Consider the following 15,685-nt stretch of genomic DNA (forward strand, 5'->3'; position numbering starts at 1 on the left):
GGAATGACTGCGCAACCTGCGCTAGCATTCGGCATAGACAAGGCGCAGCTGCGCGGAGAACTGGCAATGGCCATGATCACGGATCCGCCGCTGCGAGGCAGCGGCAAGATTACCGGAGTCTTTTTCGACCCGACCGGCGAAATCGCCGCCGTGGCTTCCGAGTTTCCCTTGCTGGCCAATCCGCGCGCGCGCGCCGCTTATGGCGGACAAGCCTTGCGATACCGCGTCGCCCTGTACCGCCGCGGCGGCGTCGCCCCTTTCGCCGCCCTCGACGATCTGCGCTTCCCCATCAACGACGTGGCCTTCCATCCGGCCCAGAGCGTCGTTGCGATTGGCGCCGGCAGCTATGACGGCGGCTACCTGTTCGAAGGCGACCTGCTCGCCTGGGACTGGCGTAGCGGCCGGCGGCAGCGGTTCTTCAGCCGTATCCCCGAAGTCGTGCGCTGCGCCTACAACGCCGCCGGCGACCAGATCGAAGCGTGGGTCCGGCCCTGGGACGAAGAATGGCAGGGACTGCCGGAGGACGTACCCGACGCCGCGTTCAACACCCTGTTTGCGGTGCGCATCCACTGCGACGAAGCGAGTTGGCCCTCCGCCTGTTCCAAGGATCTGGAACTCTCCCGCGATGAATTCTCGTCAACGGACGAGCCGTCCGTCGACACGCCGGCGCCCGATGCCCGCCTTGCGCAATGGCTGGGTCTGCCTTCGGTGGCGAACCGCGGCGCTATCCATGATCTCGCGTGGCTGGACAGCCGACGCATCGCCGTCGCGCACGACGGCTGCCTGCTCGAAATCCATGACCTCGGCGGCGGCCCGGTCGCAACATACACAGGCCCCGGCTACGGAACCGAGATCATCCGGGCTGCCGGCATCCACGTGCACGTCGTGGAGCCTTCGAACCGGCCCGGCATGATGTGGCGCCAGGACGCCAGGCTCTACTCGCTGACCGACGTAGGACTGAACCTCGTCGCCGAGTACAACGGCGAATTCACATTCTCGGCATCGTCCTCCGGTGTATTGCTGGGCCGCATGAACCGCGTCCCCCCGGCCAGGAACGCGCAGGACCGGTTGCGCGACCTGCATTCGGGCGCCGAACGGCGCGTGGACCTGGGACACTACGACTGCTTCAATCACTACCTCCGCATCAGCGGCGCACCGTCGCTGTTCTGCGTGCAGGGCACGCCGGCAAGCTCCCACGAGGCCAAACGCCTGTGCATGGTCGCGCCCGACGGCCAAGTCAAACCGCTTTGGCCCGTGCTCAAGGCCAATGGCAAGCCCGACAGCCACGCCATGGAGCTTTGCGGCTGCTATCTCGAGGATGCGCAAGGCGCGGGCTTGGTCGTCAGCGGCCGGCACTACTCTCCCGCCGTCCATGTCGCCTGCACCGGCTTCATCTACCGCAAACCCTTGGACCGGGACCGCGAACTCTGGCGCCATCCAACCACCGCGTCAGCCAGCGCGGTCATTTTCCTGCCCGACCCAGGGCTGATCGCGGCCGCGTTCCTGGATGGTGGACTGTTGCTGCTGGACGCCGCGTCGGGCGCAGTCCGGCTGCGCGCCGCAATGCGGTTGGACGGTCTGCCTACGCTGGTCCACGCCATGGACGCGCATGGCGAACAACTGGCCCTGGGAACAGCCGACGGCCGGATAGCCGTGACCACCGTCGGCGAGCTGCTGGCGCAGGACGCGGCGCCGGGCTGGGTGGAAATCGGCTAGGCGTAATCCCCTAGGTCCGCCGCGCGAGACACCCGCTATCCTCGCGAACGTGTCTATGCGCGGCTACCCATGACCCCTCGTCTGGATCTATATACCCTGCAGGTGTTCCTGGCAGTGCTGGAAGAAGGCAGCATCGCCGCTGCCGCCACGCGCGAGCACATCGCACCATCCGCGCTTTCCAAGCGCCTGTCCGAGCTCGAACGCGTCCTGGACGTGCCGCTGTTCCAGCGCCATGCGCGCGGCGTGGAGCCGACCAGCGCCGCCCATGCGCTGGCGCGGCGCGCACGCACCCTGCTGCATCAAACCCAGGATCTGGCCGCGGAGATCCGCGACTACTCCACCGGCTTGCGCGGCCGGGTGCGCGTCGCGGCCAACCTGTCCTCCATCGCCCAGTTCCTGCCCATGGAGCTGCGCCGCTTCCTGACGCAGCATCCCAACGTGCAGATCGATCTTGAGGAATCCGTCAGCGCCGGCGTCACGCGCGCCGTGATCGACAACGCCGCCGACATCGGCGTCTACACGCAGTCCGATGACGAGAACGGACTGGATATCTTTCCCTACCATCGCGACGTCATGGCGTTGGTCGCGCCAGCGGGACACCCTCTATCGCGGCACCTGCAAGTGTCGTTCGCCGATACGCTGGATTACGACCACGTGGGCATGCACCGGGGCAGCGCCGCGAACTATCTGTTCACGCGCGAGGCTGCCTCCATGAACCGCTCGCTGCGGCTGCGCTTCCAGGTCACGTCCTATGACGCGCTGGTGTCCATGGTGCGCGCGGACCTGGGGATAGGCATCGTGCCTGCCAAGGCCCTGTCCGCGTATGTGTGTGACGAGCTTTGCATCGTTCCGCTGACCGATGCCTGGGCGCGCCGCCAATTGAAATTGTGCGTGCGCAGCAACGAATCGCTGTCGGGAGCCGCCCGGCTGCTGCTGGATCACCTGATCGTCCAAGCCGCAACGCAGCAATAAGGCAACCAGGTCTGCCCGCGCGCGAAGCATGCGGCTGCAGCCATCGCATTTCGCGATACCCCGCCGAAGATTCACGATTTGTCCCGCCTGGGTCCTTCACTGAAGATAGTGACCGACAACCCATGTCCCGGACGTCGCCGCGCGAGGCCCTTGCGGGCGCAGGATCCGGGCGCCAGGAGACAGAAGCCGTGAGCCTTCCAGACCGAGTCGAAATCGTGGAAGTCGGCCTGCGCGACGGACTGCAGATCGAGTCCGAATTCGTGCCCACCGACACCAAAATCCAGATCCTGAACGCGCTGATAGACGCCGGCGTGCGGCACTTCGAAGCCACGTCCTTCGTCTCGCCGCGAGCCGTGCCGCAGATGCGCGACGCCCAGGAAGTGCTGCAGGGCGTGCGCAAGCGCCCCGGCGTCGTGCTGGGCGCGCTGGCGCCCAATCGCAAAGGCGTCGAACGCGCGCTGCAATCGCAGGCCGACGAAATCGTCGTGTTCCTGTCCGCCACCGAAAGCCACAACACCAAGAACCTGAATCGCCCAGTCGAGCAATCGCTGCGCGACATCGAGGACATCGCGCAACTGCTGAAGGGCCATCCGATCAAGCGCAAGGGCGCGATCGCCGTCGCCTTCGGCTGCCCCTTCGACGGCGACGTCGACCTGGACCGCATCCGGACCATCTTCGACCATTTCGTCCGGCAGGGCTTCAATGCCGTGACGCTGGGAGACACCACCGGCATGGCCACGCCCAAACTGGTGCGCAGCACGGTGGAAGCGCTGCGCGCCGACCATCCCGACGTCAAGATCTCACTGCACTTCCACAACACGCGCGGCATCGGCCTGGTGAACGTGGTGGAAGGCCTGCGCGCGGGCGTCACCTCGTACGAGTCCTCGCTGGCGGGGCTGGGCGGCTGTCCGTTCGCGCCCGGCGCCACCGGCAACATCTGTACCGAAGACCTGGTCTACCTGCTGGACGAGATGGGCGTGGACAGCGGCATCGACCTGGGCGCGCTGATCAAGGTGGCCCAGCGGCTGGAAGGCATCGTCGGCCGCGGCCTGCCCGGCCAGCTGATGAAGGCGGGGCCGCGCCTGCGTCTGCACGACTACAACGTGGCCGCTGGCGCGGTCGGTTAAGGAGGCCGCATGGACAGAGACTCGAATCGCGACCCGCTGATCGGCCTCTCGGCCGTGCGCGAGACCGGCGTCAACCTGAACCGCCCCGAATGCGTGCTGAGCACGGCGGCGGGCGATCTCTACGTGTCGGACAAGGCCGGCGGCATACGCCACATCCTGCCCAACGGCAACGCCCGCCTGATCGGCGCCCAGCCCGGTCTGATCCCCAACGGCTTCGCGCTGCTGCGCGACGGCTCGTTCGCCGTGGCGAACCTGGCCGACGACGGCGGCGTCTGGCGCGTGCAGCGCGACGGCGCCGCCGCGCCCTACATCATGGAAATCGACGGCGTGCGCCTGCCCAGCGTCAACTTCGTCTGGCTGGACGACCGTGAGCGCCTGTGGATCTGCGTCAGCACCGTGCGCCGCGGCGACCACCAGTTCCGCCGCGACATCGCCGACGGCTTCATCGCCCTGCATGATGAACATGGCACGCGCATCGTCGCGCAGGACGTGCATTGGACCAACGAATGCCGCACCGATCCCGGCGGCACGCACCTGTACGTCAACGAAACCTTTGGCCGGCGCCTGCTGCGCTTTCGCATCGGCGCCAACGGCGACCTCAGCGAACGCACGGTCATCACGGAATTCGGAAAGGGTACCTATCCCGACGGCATGGCGGTCGATGAAGAAGGCCACATCTGGGTGGTCAGCGTGGTCTCCAACCGGGTGATACGGGTCAGCCCCAAAGGACACCAGCAGCTCGTGCTGGAAGACGGCGACGCCGCGCACATCGATAGGCTGGAAGCCGAGTTCCTGGCCAACCGCCTGAGCCGCCCCATGGTCTACGACAACCACAGCAAGCGGCTGCAGAACATCACCAGCCTGGCTTTCGGCGGCCCCGACCGCAAGACCGCATACATGGGCTGCATCAATGGTTCCAGCCTGGCGGTGTTCGATTCGCCGGTGGCGGGAATCAAACCCGTGCACTGGAACTGGTAGGCCGGATCCGCATTCCGGAGGAGACATCATGAACAAAAAACACTCGCCGTTCCTGGTCCGTGCCTCGGCATCCCTGCTGGCGCTGTCGGTCACCCTCGCCGGGGTGTTCGCGCCCCTGGACGAGGCGCAGGCGCGGGAAATGAAGATCGCGACCATCGCCGCGTCCAACAGCCCCTGGGACCACGCCATGCGCGCCTTCGCCGAGGAAGCCGCCAAGCAATCCCAGAACGACCTGCAAGTGCACATCTATACAGACGGGCAATTGGGCGACATCAGCAAGATCCTGTCTTCCATGCAATTAGGCACCCTGGACATGGGCTACTTCGGCCTGGGCTCCGTCGTGTTCCTGCGCGGCGCCCAACCGCTGAACATCCTGTACGCGCCCTATCTGTTCAAGAGCGGCGAACAGGCCGAGCGCATCATCAACAGCGACGAATTCGCCCAGATTTTCGACGATGTCGCCAAGAAATCCGGAGTTCGGGTATTCGCGGCCTTCGGCATACGCTCGCCGCGCGCGCTGCAAACCGTGTCGCGCGCGATCAACAAGCCAGAGGACGTCAAGGGCCTCAAGCTGCGCGTTCCGTCCATTCCCATCCTGAAAACCACCTTCGAGAAGCTCGGCGCGCAGGTCGTGCCGCTGGGCATGACCGAGATCTACACCGCGCTGGGCCGCGGCATGATAGACGGCCAGGACAACGGCTTCGACCTGTCGATTCCGCTGCGCTTCCATGAAGAAGCCAAGTACTGGGCAGCCACCGATCACGCCTACGAGTTGACCGGCTGGTTCATTTCCGAACGCGTCTGGCAAAGCCTGGACGCCAAGCAGCGCCAGGCGCTGACCGAGGCGGCCAAGGCCGGCGGCAAGGTCGCCACCAAGCTGGACCAGGAGCTGGACGACAACGCGGTCAAGATCCTGAAGCAAGCCGGCGTCACGTACACGCAGCCCGACAAGGCCGCGTTCAAGGCGGCCCTGGCCACGGTCTATCAGCAGTACGAAGGCAAGGATTGGCCGGCCGGCATGGTCGAACGCATCCAGAAGATGCAGGAGTAGGAGATGGCCGCGCCCATGCCCGCGACGACGGTACGCCCGGCGGCTCATGCCACATCCGGCTGGCGCGGCCTGGTCCTGCGAGCCGACCGTAGCGTGTGCTGGATCGGCCGGCTCGCGGTCGCCCTCACCCTGGCCATGGTGCTGGTGTTCTGCTTCGCCCAGGTACTGGACCGGTATCTGCTGAAAACGCAGTTCGACGCCTGGGACCAGGTCGCGCGCATAGGCATGCTGTGGTGTGCGTTCGTCGGCGCCGCCATGGCCCTGCGCGAACGGCGCAACGTGGTGATAGACATCATCGACCGCCATTTGCCGGAACGCCTGCGGCGCGCGCGCGACCGCCTGTTCGATGCCCTGCTGCTGGCGCTGGCCGCGACCCTGTTCTACAAGGGCCTGGACGTGGTTGCCGTGGGGAACTTCCAGGACATTGTGGGAACGCCGTTCACCTACGCGGTCAGCTACGCCTCGCTGACCGTGGGCATGGTGCTCTTCATGCTGTTCCTGGCCTTGCGCCTGCTGATCCCCAACGCTCCTCCCCCGCATGACGCCTTCGCGCGCGACGAGCCCGACACTCCGGGAACGCATCCATGATTCTCTTCTCCGTCGTGCTTTTCGTTGTGCTCATCCTTTTGGGGCTGGACATAGGCTTCGCGATGATCACCGCGGCCCTGATCGGCATGCTGTTCAAGGGCGGCGGCGGGGTCGATATCGCGCAGGCTCCGCTCTCGATGCTGGGCGGCATAGACGAGACCGCGCTGGTCGCGATTCCGCTGTTCATCCTGGCGGGCGAACTCATGAACCGCGGCGGTGTCACCTTGCGGCTCATCAACTGGTCCATGGCCATGGTCGGGCACATGCGCGGCAGCCTGTCGCAAGTGTCCCTGACCACCAACCTGGTCATGGCCGGCATCAGCGGTTCCGCCGTGGCGGACGCAAGCGCCATCGGCACCGCGATGATCCCCTCGATGAAGCGGGAGGGCTACCGGCGCGGCTATCCCGAGGCCGTCATCGCCTGCGGCGCCATGCTGGGCCCCATCCTGCCGCCGTCGATCCCGATGATCGTGTACGCGGTGCTGGCCAACCTCTCCATCATCCGCCTGTTCCTGGCCGGCATCATTCCCGGCTTCATGCTGCTGGCAGGCTACATGGCGATTTGCGCCTGGCAGGCGCGGCGGCACGGCTACAAATCGCGTCCGCGGGCCAGTTGGCCCGAACGGGCCAAGGTCACGCGCGCGTCCATCTGGGCGCTGATGATGCCGGTCCTGATCATCGCCGGCATACGCTTCGGCCTCCTGACCGACACCGAGGCGGCCGCGTTCGTTGCCATGTACGCCCTGCTCGTAGGCCTGGCCGTGTACCGGGAACTGAAGCCGGGCGAACTGGGGTCGGCGTTCTACTCGGCCGGACGCACCATGGCGGTGGTCCTGTTCCTGCTGGCAGCCGCCGGGCCGTTCAGCTGGCTGATCAGCGAGTCGCGCGTGGCGGCCACCATCGCCCAGGGCATACTGGGCATTTCCGACCAGCCCTGGGTCGTGCTGTTGACGGTGAACGTGTTCCTGATCCTGGTGGGCAAGATCCTGGAGCCGCTGCCGGCGATGATCATCACCTTGCCGGCGCTGCTGCCTATCGGCGTCCAGCTGGGCATGGACCCCATCCAGTACGCCATGATCCTGATCCTGAACCTGATGACGGGCATGCTGACCCCGCCTGTCGGCATCCTGCTGTTCGTCACATCCGCCGTGGGCCGCACTCCAATAGGCCCCATCGTGCGCGAGATCATTCCCTTCTTCATCTGGTCGCTGATCGTGCTTGCGCTGATCTGCGCCTTTCCTCCACTGACCTTATGGCTGCCAGGACTGGGCGGCTGACCGAAAACCAAAACCTGAGCAGATGCACACCATGCCACTTACCGGAATCCGCGTCCTGGACCTGACCCGCATCATCTCGGGGCCGTACTGCACCTCCATCCTCGCCGACATGGGCGCAGAAGTGATCAAGATCGAAGCCCCCGGCGAGGGCGATCCGATCCGCCGCCAGGGCGTGGTCAAGGACGGCCTGAGCTGGTACTTCGCCAACTACAACCGCAACAAGCGCTCGGTGACGCTGGACCTGTACAGCGCGGAAGGCAAGGACATCCTGCGTCAGCTGATACCGCATTGCGACGTCGTGATCGAGAACTACCGGCCCGGCATCATGGACAAGATGGGCTTCGGCGACGAGGCCCTGAAGGCCCTGCGGCCCGACATCATCCATTGCAGCATCAACGGCTTCGGCACCTCCGGTCCCTATCGCGACCGGCCCGCCTTCGACTTCATCGCCCAGGCCATGAGCGGCTTCATGAGCCTGAACGGCGGCGAGGACGATCCGCCCATGCGCGCCGGCCCGCCCATCAGCGATCTGGTCGCCGGCCTGAACGGCGCGCTGGGCGTGGTCGCCGCGCTGTTGCGCCGCGAACGCACCGGCCGCGGCGACTCCATCAGCGTCAGCCTGCTGTCCAGCATGATAGGACTGCTCAGCTTCCAGGCGTCGAACTACTTCGCCAGCGGCGAACTGCCCCCGCGCACCGGCAATGACCACGGCATCGTCGCGCCCTACGGGCTGTTCGAGACCGCCGACGGCCAGGTCGCGATCGCCCCGTCCAACGACGCCATGTACGAGAAACTGCTGGACGCGCTGGAACTGCCCGAACTGCGCGCGCATCCGGAGTTCCTGGCCAACGCCGACCGCATGCTGAACCGTGCGTCCATCAAGGCAGCTATCGAAGCACGCACCCGCCAGAGGGACAGCCACTATTGGATCGAACGCCTGAACCAATACGGCGTACCTTGCGGACAGGTACTGAACCTGCAGGAAGTGTTCAACGATCCGCAGGTGGCGGACCAGGAAATGGCCATGGACGTTCCACATCCCGACGGCCAGCAAGTGCGTATGCTGGGCTTTCCAATCAAGTTTGCAGAAGCGCCCTGCCAGGCCCGCAGCCCCGCGCCGGCCCTGGGCGCGGACACCGACGCCGTCCTGGAGCAACTGGGGCTGTCCGGCGCCCGGATCCGCGAACTACGCGAGAAAGGAGTCGTCTAGACTGCCAGGTCCTGAACCCGCCCGCCGCCCCCCAAGAATCCGCAGTACGCATCAGCAGCATCCGCAGCAACCGACGTCTGGCGATCATGACCGGACGCGCCCACCAAGGAATGGAGACCACAACCATGCTACGTGCCCTTATGCTCTCGGCCTGCGCGCTCGCCGCCTGCGCCCCCGCCGCCGCACAGCAGTACCCGAACCAGCCCATACGGGTGATCGTGCCGTTCACCCCGGGCGGCGGCACCGACTTCCTGTCGCGCACCGTCGCCGCCAAGCTGTCCGACTCGGTCAAATGGAACGTCGTCGCCGAGAACCGGCCCGGCGCCGGCGGCACCATAGGCATCACCACCGCCGCGCGCGCCAAGCCCGACGGCTACGAGATCGTCATGGGCCAGGTCGACAACCTGGCCGTAGCCCCCTCGCTCTACGCCAAGCTGGCCTATGACCCGGTCAAGGACTTCGAGCCCATCGGCATCGTCGGCGAAGCCCCGCTGGTGATCGTGGCCGGCAAGAACGGCCCGTACAAATCCCTCAAGGACCTGATCGCCGCCGCCAAGAAGGCGCCCGGAACCATCAACTACGGCTCGCCGGGAGCGGGCACCATCACCCACCTGGCGGCGGAACTGCTGCAGCTCCAGGCAGGCATCAAGCTGGTGCATGTCCCGTACAAGGGATCGGGACCGGCCATGGCCGACCTGCTCGGCGGCCAGGTGCCCGTCATCTTCACGTCCATCCCCTCGGCCGCGCCGCAGATCAAGGCCGGCAGCGCCGTCCCGCTGGCCGTGACTTCGCTCAAGCGCAGCCCGGCCATGCCCGACGTGCCCACCATCGCCGAGTCCGGCTATCCCGACTTCGACGTGCGCGTCTGGTACGGACTGCTGGCCCCCGCGAACACGCCCAAGCCCATCATCCAGACGCTGAACACGGAGCTCAACAAGATCCTCGCGCTGAAGGATGTACAGGATGCGCTGGCGGCGCAAGGCGCAACTGCCATGCCCACCACGCCCGCGCAGTTCTCGCAGACCATCGCGGCAGACTACAAGAAGTGGCGCGGCGTCATCCAGTCCGCCAATGTGAAGCTTGAATAAGGTCGGGTCCAGGCTGCGCGGCGACTGCCGATACATCAAACCGCGACCTCATTTCAACGCCCGCCCGGCCTTGAAAACAGCCTAGATCAAACGCATGCACCGCCTCATGCGTATGCACGACGCTTCCTGGGGAAGCGCCGTGCATACGCTTGGATGATGGGCCCCAGCAGCATTGACAGCGATACGGCCAATCGAGACGATGACCTCGGCACCACAGGTTTCAACGTGGCGCAGTGAAGGAGGCTCATCATGTCAATCTCATGTAGACGACTGGAGGATGTGATTGCGGTCTCGGCAGCTGGAGACCAATACCGGATCGAGCGACATATCATTCAAGAACCCGCGACGGACGACAGTCCCGATCCACACATAGTGCTGCAATGCCGCCTGTCCACCGGCGGCACCGTGATCTGGGAGGGTAAGGACGTGTACCGGCTCAAGTCAGGTGAAATTCTCCGGCCAGTGAATCGCAGGAAGAAGAAGAGTCCTTTTGAAGGGTAGGAATGAAAAGCCCGCGGCTTGTGCCTGCGGGCTTTTGCTTGGGGTGGTGAAAGACGGTCCGGAGCGACGGCCCGCCGGACTGCTCTCGACAATCTCCATGCACTTTTGCAAGACGACGCCTTCACACGAATGGTCAGGCCGCATCAGGATTTTTCCCACGCCTGCACCACCGTGCGATGCCGTGCCGCGCACTCCCCATACTGAACAGCCAAGGCCATATAGCTGCGCGCTAGATCATCCCAGCTATCGCTCGTCACGTCCGGCACCGGCGGACACGGCTGCGCCAGATTGGCCGGCAGAATTGGCCAGACGGCCGGCTTCGTTGATGTACCGCAGCCGCTCAGCGTCAATGCGGCAGCCAGCAGGCAGAGGGCTCTGGATCTCGACACGGGTATACCTCTCGATGGTCTTGGGAGCGGTGTTGCGCAGCGCGGCGAGCGCGCCCTCCAGGGTGTCGGAGATCCCGCCCAGGCGTGTCGTCTGGCGCTTGAACTCGGCGAGCTCGGCCAGTGCGTGATCGGCGTTTGCCTGGTCGATACCGGCCTGATATTGGTTGGCGCCATACCAACGCACGCCCAGGACGATGACGACCATCAAGGTCGCTCCGATCAGGTAAGGCGCCAAGGCGCGCAGGGATGGAATCACGCGCTCCCCTTCCAATCGCGCGGAATCTGGAAGTGCGGTCCGTCCTTGAGCGTCTTCCAGTCGCCCCCCCATTCCACGGGAACCGCGCGTTCCGCTGCGCATGCTTTGACCACAATGGCCAGATCTACAAAGGCCTGCCAGTTGCTCCAGGGAATCGCCCCATCAATCAGAGGGGCAAGGTCCACAGCATGGCTCCAGCCATCCGCCTGCGGCAAGTGGTAGCTGGCCATCGTCAGGCTGGCGCCCTTGGCCACGTTCTCGCGTTGCCGCGCTATGGTTCGGACTCCCTCGATCACGATGAAATCGGTCAGCGTTCGTTGAATCGCCAGTTTGACAATCGCGACCAGGTCAGGATGCACACCGACGAGGCGATCCACGCTGCGTAGTGATAGCTGAAACGCGCTCACGGATGAGTTCTCCGGATGAATAGAACGATGCACGTCAGGCCCCTCTGCCGCGCACTCGGTCGATCACGGCCTGCCACAACGCGCCTATGGGAACAGCCTGCACCACATCCCATCCGCGAGAGACGACGGCCATGCCGAACATGCCAGTCAAGAACCCGGCAAGGCCTTCCGGAATCTCCAGCAGCAGCGATAGATACGGGGCCGCGTAATACGCCACCAGCGAACCGCTTGCGGCCATGCTCAGCCTGGCCGGCCACGATCCTTGCAAATAGCGCATCGAAACAGCGGCCCCCAGAACGCCGGCGAACTTTGCCGCAAGGGCATCGAAATCTTGGACGTTCAATTTCGCCTCCTTTTGGAAAAGAAATGACCCCGCGAAGCGCGGCCTGTGCATACACCAGATGGTATTGAAGACATCTGTACGCCATGGAACGGTCAGATATCTGGCGCAAGAAGCTCATCGCGCCGCTTCGGCAGCAGCAAACCTTTGCTGACGTACAGATCGATCCCCGCAGCGACGGCTGGGTCCTCCAGGTCGATGAAGTCCGCCCGGTTGAAATCGTCGTAGACAAGGCCGACTTCCATGTCGGCAAGTTGCGCCTGGCGGATTGCCAACTGCTCGTCCATGGAAAAACGGCGAACGAATTCCCTTGAGGTGTAGCGTGTCTTGACAGGCAGAGGCGATGGCTCCGGTCGAGAGAAATTTCCGTCATTGAACGAGTCGCCAATCATGACTTCTCCGCTCACGCCCACCCAAATGAAGTCGGGATGGAATCGCCCCATGGGATCGACGTCGGTCAGTTCAGCGACCACGCCACCCTGAATATGCGCCCAAATTTGTCTCATATCTCTCACCATTGAATAAGAACGGCGCCATGGGCGCCTGCCGCGCCGGCAGTGGCAATGCGCCCACCGCCGCCCATGCCAGGCGCAGGAACACGGCTCGGGTCAGCGCCCGCGAACGGCGACCATCCGCCGCCGCCGGCGCCCCCGTAGAGGGGCGCCGTTCCACTCCCGTACTGCGGGCAATTACCGTATGCGCCCCGCCACCCGAAACCCGTCGTTCCTGCCACGATCCCCCCTGCGGGACTGTTGGCGATAAGCAGACCGCCATCGCCGCCCTCGCACGAGCAATAAGTGCCGAACGACGACGCTCCGCCAGCCGTGCCGTTAGTACCGACGGACGGGCCACCCGCGCCACCCGCCCCGACCGTGACAGTGACGGACGAAACCGCCGAGATATCAAACAGCCCTTCCCAGTAGCCACCCTGACCGCCGCCGCTTGGCCCTGGCGCCGTGGCCACACCGCATGCACCGCCTCCGCCGGCGCCATAGACGCGTACGTATACCTTTGACGTACCGGCCGGTTTGTCGAAGGTATACACGCCGGGTGACGTGTAGGGTTGATACCCGGTAACGGCGGCCAAGGCTTGTGCCATCTTGAGTGGCGTGATGGCAGTCGTGTCATCAGTCAGCGCCCGCGCCTGGGCGGTAGAGGCAATGCCCGCGGGAAGCCCTATCCAGTCCGCCCCGCCTGCATCGGGATTGCCCATGTTGTTGTCAGCCAGATTCAGCCAGTATCCATTCGCGGCCGCCTGCTTCAGCACGGTCCCTTTGGGATAGCCTCCTATGGCCGTGCTGAACGTGACATCGTAGGAGTAGCCGGCCCCGGCCTGCCCCCAACGCACAGCTGCACTGAGGAAGTTCAAGATCCCGTTGAAATCGGCGCCATACGGGGGAACCCCTCCCGCCGCCAGCGGCGTCATCGTCAAAGGCGGAAACCCATCGGTGAAAGACGCTAGTCCGGGCGTTACTCCAGTCTGCGATGCGACAGGAATGGTGTTCTTCGTCCCGCTGTTCGCAAACGGGACGGCCGATTTGTTGGGTGCATTGCTAGCTTGCATTGATAAGCCCCGAAGAAGTGAAAAATACGCCCGAGCCGAACGGCTGCATCAGCGCCTCGTGGAATCCGAACGTGGTGGAAAGATCGACCTGCAGAATGTTCGCCAGGACCGCCGCCGGCTTGGGTATCGCGCCGGACTGAGTCAGGATGGCGATCTCATGGGGTGCCAGCGCAAACTCGAACACATAGCGGAACTCCATCTTTCCGGTGTCCGAGACGTAGCAACGCCCGCGCCCCGCAAACAGTTTCGACAGCAGCCGGTTCAAACTGGGCGAAGTGCAATCCGAAATATTGGCCAGCGCCTTGACCAGGATCAGCGTGCGATACGCATCGTCGGCCAACCGATACGTCTGCGTCGCCTGCTCGCCTGTGTAGAACGGCGCCTGGTTGAAGGGCTGCCAGTTCAGCGCCTCGTCATACCCCAGGTAGGTGACGTCGCCCGGGATGGTCAGCATCCGGCCGACATCGACGATCCTGCCCCAGATGTCCAGCCCGAAGCCCTGCGCGGTCTCGACGTTCCAGACGAAGTCATGGAAGGAGTCGAAATCGGCGTCCGGGTTGATGTAGTCGTCCATGTCGTTGATCAACTGGACCAGCGTGGGACTGTTGGCGTACTGGCTGATGAGGGTGCGGGCCACCAGCCCCGGCTTCGGCGCGACGCTCATATCAAGGTCACCGAGATATCATCCGCCGTCACCGTAGGCCGGCGGTTGATCGGAACGGCCAGGCTGGCGGCCGACGGCGTTGCCGCCCCCAGAAGCAAGGAAAGTATGGAGACCGCCGGGCTCAGCACCGAAATGGGCGCATAGAACCGGCTCGCATAGATGGTCGAACCGATACGCGCTCTCTGCCCGCCATCCCCGCCGTTGAAGGCGTCCGCGATCGCCTGCTTGGTCAAAGCCACAATGTCCGATGGCAGGGCCGGGTTGTCAGCCAGCTGCACCGCGAAACGCACGGGCAATGCCGCAGGCGTTTCCCACGTCACGACATATGAGGGATAGGGATAGGCGTAGCCCTCCTTGTCCTCCACGGTGTAGGAGGTATTGCCGTTGTAGTCGGAACCGTTGCTCTTCTTGCGCCAGATGGCATCCGCGATGTCTGCCGCTTCTCCTCCAGTCACCGCTACCCAGATGGAATGCGAGCGCAGGACGACGCCGCCTACCGTTTTCGGCACGGCGAGATCGTTCTCTGTCACATATACATCGATAACGCCTTCCACGTTCGCCACGTTGGCGTAGATCGCGGGGATCGAGCCGCGGGCGTTCAGCGCCACCGACTGCCGCCGGCGCTCCTCGAACTCCACCCTGCTTTCGACATGGCTGCCCACCGTTGCGGCGTCGGCGTTCGACACGGAGTCCCAACCGGGGATGACCTGATAGATCTGGTTCAGTGCGCCAGGCGCGCAATCCACCGGTCCATCGACCGAGCAGGCGAAGGGAAGATCGATGCGCCCGCTGGCAGGGATAGTTCCCGCCTGGGTGCACAGGTACAGATTGCCATCCACCGCCTGGGCGCGGGCGCCCACGGGGATGGTCACGCCCGCAAGGCCTGTGCACGTGGCAATGACGGCGGTGGGCGTGCCAGGCTTTCGGTCCAGGAAGTAGATCCGCCCGATGGCGTCCTGCATGCGCCCTTGCGCGAAGGCCGGGTCGACCTGGTTCACGTAGGCCGCGAATTCGTTGTTCTTGTCGCCGATGATGGCGGTGGTGCTGGAGGCCAACTGGCCCTGGGGCGTTTCCAGCGCGGGATTCAGCCCGCCGCCGAACGCGGCGTCCATATCCGAGAGGACACCCGCGAGGATGGCGGATTCGTTGGGCAGCACCAGCCCTTCCGGCGTGAACTGCACGCGCGGCACTTTCGAGTTGTTCGGCATGGTTTCCTCAGAAACTGACGGTTTGCGTCGTTCCGTCTTGCAGGGTGATTGCGACGTAGCCCGCCAGGGCGCGGTCGGTGTAGGAGGTCAGCGTGCAGTTGGCGCTGGCCACTTCGGGGACCGTCATCGCGGCACGCCTGACGTGCTCGCGCACCAAGGCCAGCGGCGGCTGATGGCCCAGGAATTCTTCCCAGTAGGGAACGCCAGGGAGGGTGTTGTAGAACAGTTCGCCCTTGAACAGCTTGATGGCGCTGGCGACGTCCTGCGCGACGGCGTAGGGCTTGGACGCCAGCGCGATATTGCCCGCGGCGTCGAGCACCAGATCCCAGGCCGTCCGGTCTAGCAGCAT

The 15,685-nt window shown here is 64.8% G+C and carries 17 protein-coding genes; 9 read left to right on the forward strand and 8 right to left on the reverse strand.

Translation table 11 applies throughout. The features are described from left to right. Positions 1-3: 3 nt before the first annotated feature. The 9 genes from IPU70_RS15265 to IPU70_RS15305 all read left to right on the forward strand — a co-directional run bounded on the left by IPU70_RS15265 (position 4) and on the right by IPU70_RS15305 (position 10,007). Positions 4-1,716 carry a hypothetical protein gene (locus IPU70_RS15265; protein ID WP_242702510.1) on the forward strand — a complete coding sequence of 571 codons (1,713 nt, stop codon included), beginning with the start codon at positions 4-6 and terminating at the stop codon, positions 1,714-1,716. A gap of 69 nt (positions 1,717-1,785) precedes the next feature. Further along, positions 1,786-2,688, forward strand: coding sequence for a LysR family transcriptional regulator (locus IPU70_RS15270; RefSeq protein WP_207468395.1), 903 nt, complete (start codon positions 1,786-1,788; stop codon positions 2,686-2,688). Between the two features lie 188 nt (positions 2,689-2,876). After that, positions 2,877-3,815 carry a hydroxymethylglutaryl-CoA lyase gene (locus IPU70_RS15275; RefSeq protein ID WP_207468396.1) on the forward strand — a complete coding sequence of 313 codons (939 nt, stop codon included), beginning with the start codon at positions 2,877-2,879 and terminating at the stop codon, positions 3,813-3,815. A 9-nt stretch (positions 3,816-3,824) separates the two neighbouring features. Beyond that, positions 3,825-4,793: an SMP-30/gluconolactonase/LRE family protein gene (locus IPU70_RS15280; RefSeq protein ID WP_207468398.1), complete on the forward strand. Its 969-nt coding sequence runs from the start codon at positions 3,825-3,827 to the stop codon at positions 4,791-4,793. Between the two features lie 28 nt (positions 4,794-4,821). Beyond that, positions 4,822-5,844 carry a TRAP transporter substrate-binding protein gene (locus tag IPU70_RS15285; RefSeq protein WP_207468400.1) on the forward strand — a complete coding sequence of 341 codons (1,023 nt, stop codon included), beginning with the start codon at positions 4,822-4,824 and terminating at the stop codon, positions 5,842-5,844. Between the two features lie 3 nt (positions 5,845-5,847). After that, complete coding sequence (locus IPU70_RS15290) at positions 5,848-6,432, forward strand: TRAP transporter small permease (protein ID WP_207468402.1); 585 nt, start codon at positions 5,848-5,850, stop codon at positions 6,430-6,432. Then, positions 6,429-7,709 carry a TRAP transporter large permease gene (locus tag IPU70_RS15295; RefSeq protein ID WP_207468404.1) on the forward strand — a complete coding sequence of 427 codons (1,281 nt, stop codon included), beginning with the start codon at positions 6,429-6,431 and terminating at the stop codon, positions 7,707-7,709. Before IPU70_RS15290 ends, IPU70_RS15295 begins: the two co-directional genes overlap by 4 nt. A gap of 31 nt (positions 7,710-7,740) precedes the next feature. After that, positions 7,741-8,919, forward strand: coding sequence for a CaiB/BaiF CoA-transferase family protein (locus IPU70_RS15300; protein WP_242702511.1), 1,179 nt, complete (start codon positions 7,741-7,743; stop codon positions 8,917-8,919). A 125-nt stretch (positions 8,920-9,044) separates the two neighbouring features. Then, positions 9,045-10,007 (forward strand): tripartite tricarboxylate transporter substrate binding protein, encoded by a 963-nt coding sequence (locus IPU70_RS15305; protein WP_207468408.1) that lies wholly within the window; start codon positions 9,045-9,047, stop codon positions 10,005-10,007. Between the two features lie 744 nt (positions 10,008-10,751). On the opposite strand, the gene IPU70_RS15310 is transcribed toward IPU70_RS15305, so the two are convergent. From IPU70_RS15310 to IPU70_RS15345, 8 genes are all read right to left on the reverse strand, one after another. Then, positions 10,752-11,102: a hypothetical protein gene (locus IPU70_RS15310; protein ID WP_242702512.1), complete on the reverse strand. Its 351-nt coding sequence runs from the start codon at positions 11,100-11,102 to the stop codon at positions 10,752-10,754. A 47-nt stretch (positions 11,103-11,149) separates the two neighbouring features. Then, positions 11,150-11,560 carry a M15 family metallopeptidase gene (locus IPU70_RS15315; protein WP_207468412.1) on the reverse strand — a complete coding sequence of 137 codons (411 nt, stop codon included), beginning with the start codon at positions 11,558-11,560 and terminating at the stop codon, positions 11,150-11,152. Positions 11,561-11,594: 34 nt separating this feature from the next. Beyond that, positions 11,595-11,903 (reverse strand): hypothetical protein, encoded by a 309-nt coding sequence (locus tag IPU70_RS15320; RefSeq protein WP_207468413.1) that lies wholly within the window; start codon positions 11,901-11,903, stop codon positions 11,595-11,597. Positions 11,904-11,995: 92 nt separating this feature from the next. Further along, positions 11,996-12,406 (reverse strand): hypothetical protein, encoded by a 411-nt coding sequence (locus IPU70_RS15325; protein ID WP_013395246.1) that lies wholly within the window; start codon positions 12,404-12,406, stop codon positions 11,996-11,998. A gap of 5 nt (positions 12,407-12,411) precedes the next feature. Continuing rightward, complete coding sequence (locus IPU70_RS15330; protein WP_013395247.1) at positions 12,412-13,464, reverse strand: hypothetical protein; 1,053 nt, start codon at positions 13,462-13,464, stop codon at positions 12,412-12,414. Beyond that, complete coding sequence (locus IPU70_RS15335) at positions 13,454-14,128, reverse strand: DUF2612 domain-containing protein (RefSeq protein WP_207468415.1); 675 nt, start codon at positions 14,126-14,128, stop codon at positions 13,454-13,456. Before IPU70_RS15335 ends, IPU70_RS15330 begins: the two co-directional genes overlap by 11 nt. Next, on the reverse strand, positions 14,125-15,336 hold the full coding sequence (locus IPU70_RS15340; protein WP_207468417.1) for a baseplate J/gp47 family protein: 1,212 nt from the start codon (positions 15,334-15,336) through the stop codon (positions 14,125-14,127). The genes IPU70_RS15335 and IPU70_RS15340 overlap by 4 nt, the downstream gene beginning before the upstream one ends. A 7-nt stretch (positions 15,337-15,343) precedes the next feature. Continuing rightward, positions 15,344-15,685: a hypothetical protein gene (locus tag IPU70_RS15345; protein WP_242702525.1), complete on the reverse strand. Its 342-nt coding sequence runs from the start codon at positions 15,683-15,685 to the stop codon at positions 15,344-15,346.

Source organism: Achromobacter sp. SD115 (assembly GCF_017355315.1).
GTDB lineage: Bacteria > Pseudomonadota > Gammaproteobacteria > Burkholderiales > Burkholderiaceae_B > Achromobacter > Achromobacter xylosoxidans_B.

Bases quoted from the DNA above. Each gene is read 5' to 3' on its own strand.
- IPU70_RS15265 (WP_242702510.1), top strand. From the start codon at position 4: ATGACTGCGCAACCTGCGCTAGCATTCGGCATAGACAAGGCGCAGCTG.
- IPU70_RS15335 (WP_207468415.1), bottom strand. From the start codon at position 14,128: ATGAGCGTCGCGCCGAAGCCGGGGCTGGTGGCCCGCACCCTCATCAGC.
- IPU70_RS15345 (WP_242702525.1), bottom strand. From the start codon at position 15,685: ATGCTGCTAGACCGGACGGCCTGGGATCTGGTGCTCGACGCCGCGGGC.
- IPU70_RS15280 (WP_207468398.1), top strand. From the start codon at position 3,825: ATGGACAGAGACTCGAATCGCGACCCGCTGATCGGCCTCTCGGCCGTG.
- IPU70_RS15270 (WP_207468395.1), top strand. From the start codon at position 1,786: ATGACCCCTCGTCTGGATCTATATACCCTGCAGGTGTTCCTGGCAGTG.
- IPU70_RS15310 (WP_242702512.1), bottom strand. From the start codon at position 11,102: ATGGTCGTCATCGTCCTGGGCGTGCGTTGGTATGGCGCCAACCAATAT.
- IPU70_RS15325 (WP_013395246.1), bottom strand. From the start codon at position 12,406: ATGAGACAAATTTGGGCGCATATTCAGGGTGGCGTGGTCGCTGAACTG.
- IPU70_RS15290 (WP_207468402.1), top strand. From the start codon at position 5,848: ATGGCCGCGCCCATGCCCGCGACGACGGTACGCCCGGCGGCTCATGCC.
- IPU70_RS15285 (WP_207468400.1), top strand. From the start codon at position 4,822: ATGAACAAAAAACACTCGCCGTTCCTGGTCCGTGCCTCGGCATCCCTG.
- IPU70_RS15300 (WP_242702511.1), top strand. From the start codon at position 7,741: ATGCCACTTACCGGAATCCGCGTCCTGGACCTGACCCGCATCATCTCG.
- IPU70_RS15305 (WP_207468408.1), top strand. From the start codon at position 9,045: ATGCTACGTGCCCTTATGCTCTCGGCCTGCGCGCTCGCCGCCTGCGCC.
- IPU70_RS15340 (WP_207468417.1), bottom strand. From the start codon at position 15,336: ATGCCGAACAACTCGAAAGTGCCGCGCGTGCAGTTCACGCCGGAAGGG.
- IPU70_RS15330 (WP_013395247.1), bottom strand. From the start codon at position 13,464: ATGCAAGCTAGCAATGCACCCAACAAATCGGCCGTCCCGTTTGCGAAC.
- IPU70_RS15295 (WP_207468404.1), top strand. From the start codon at position 6,429: ATGATTCTCTTCTCCGTCGTGCTTTTCGTTGTGCTCATCCTTTTGGGG.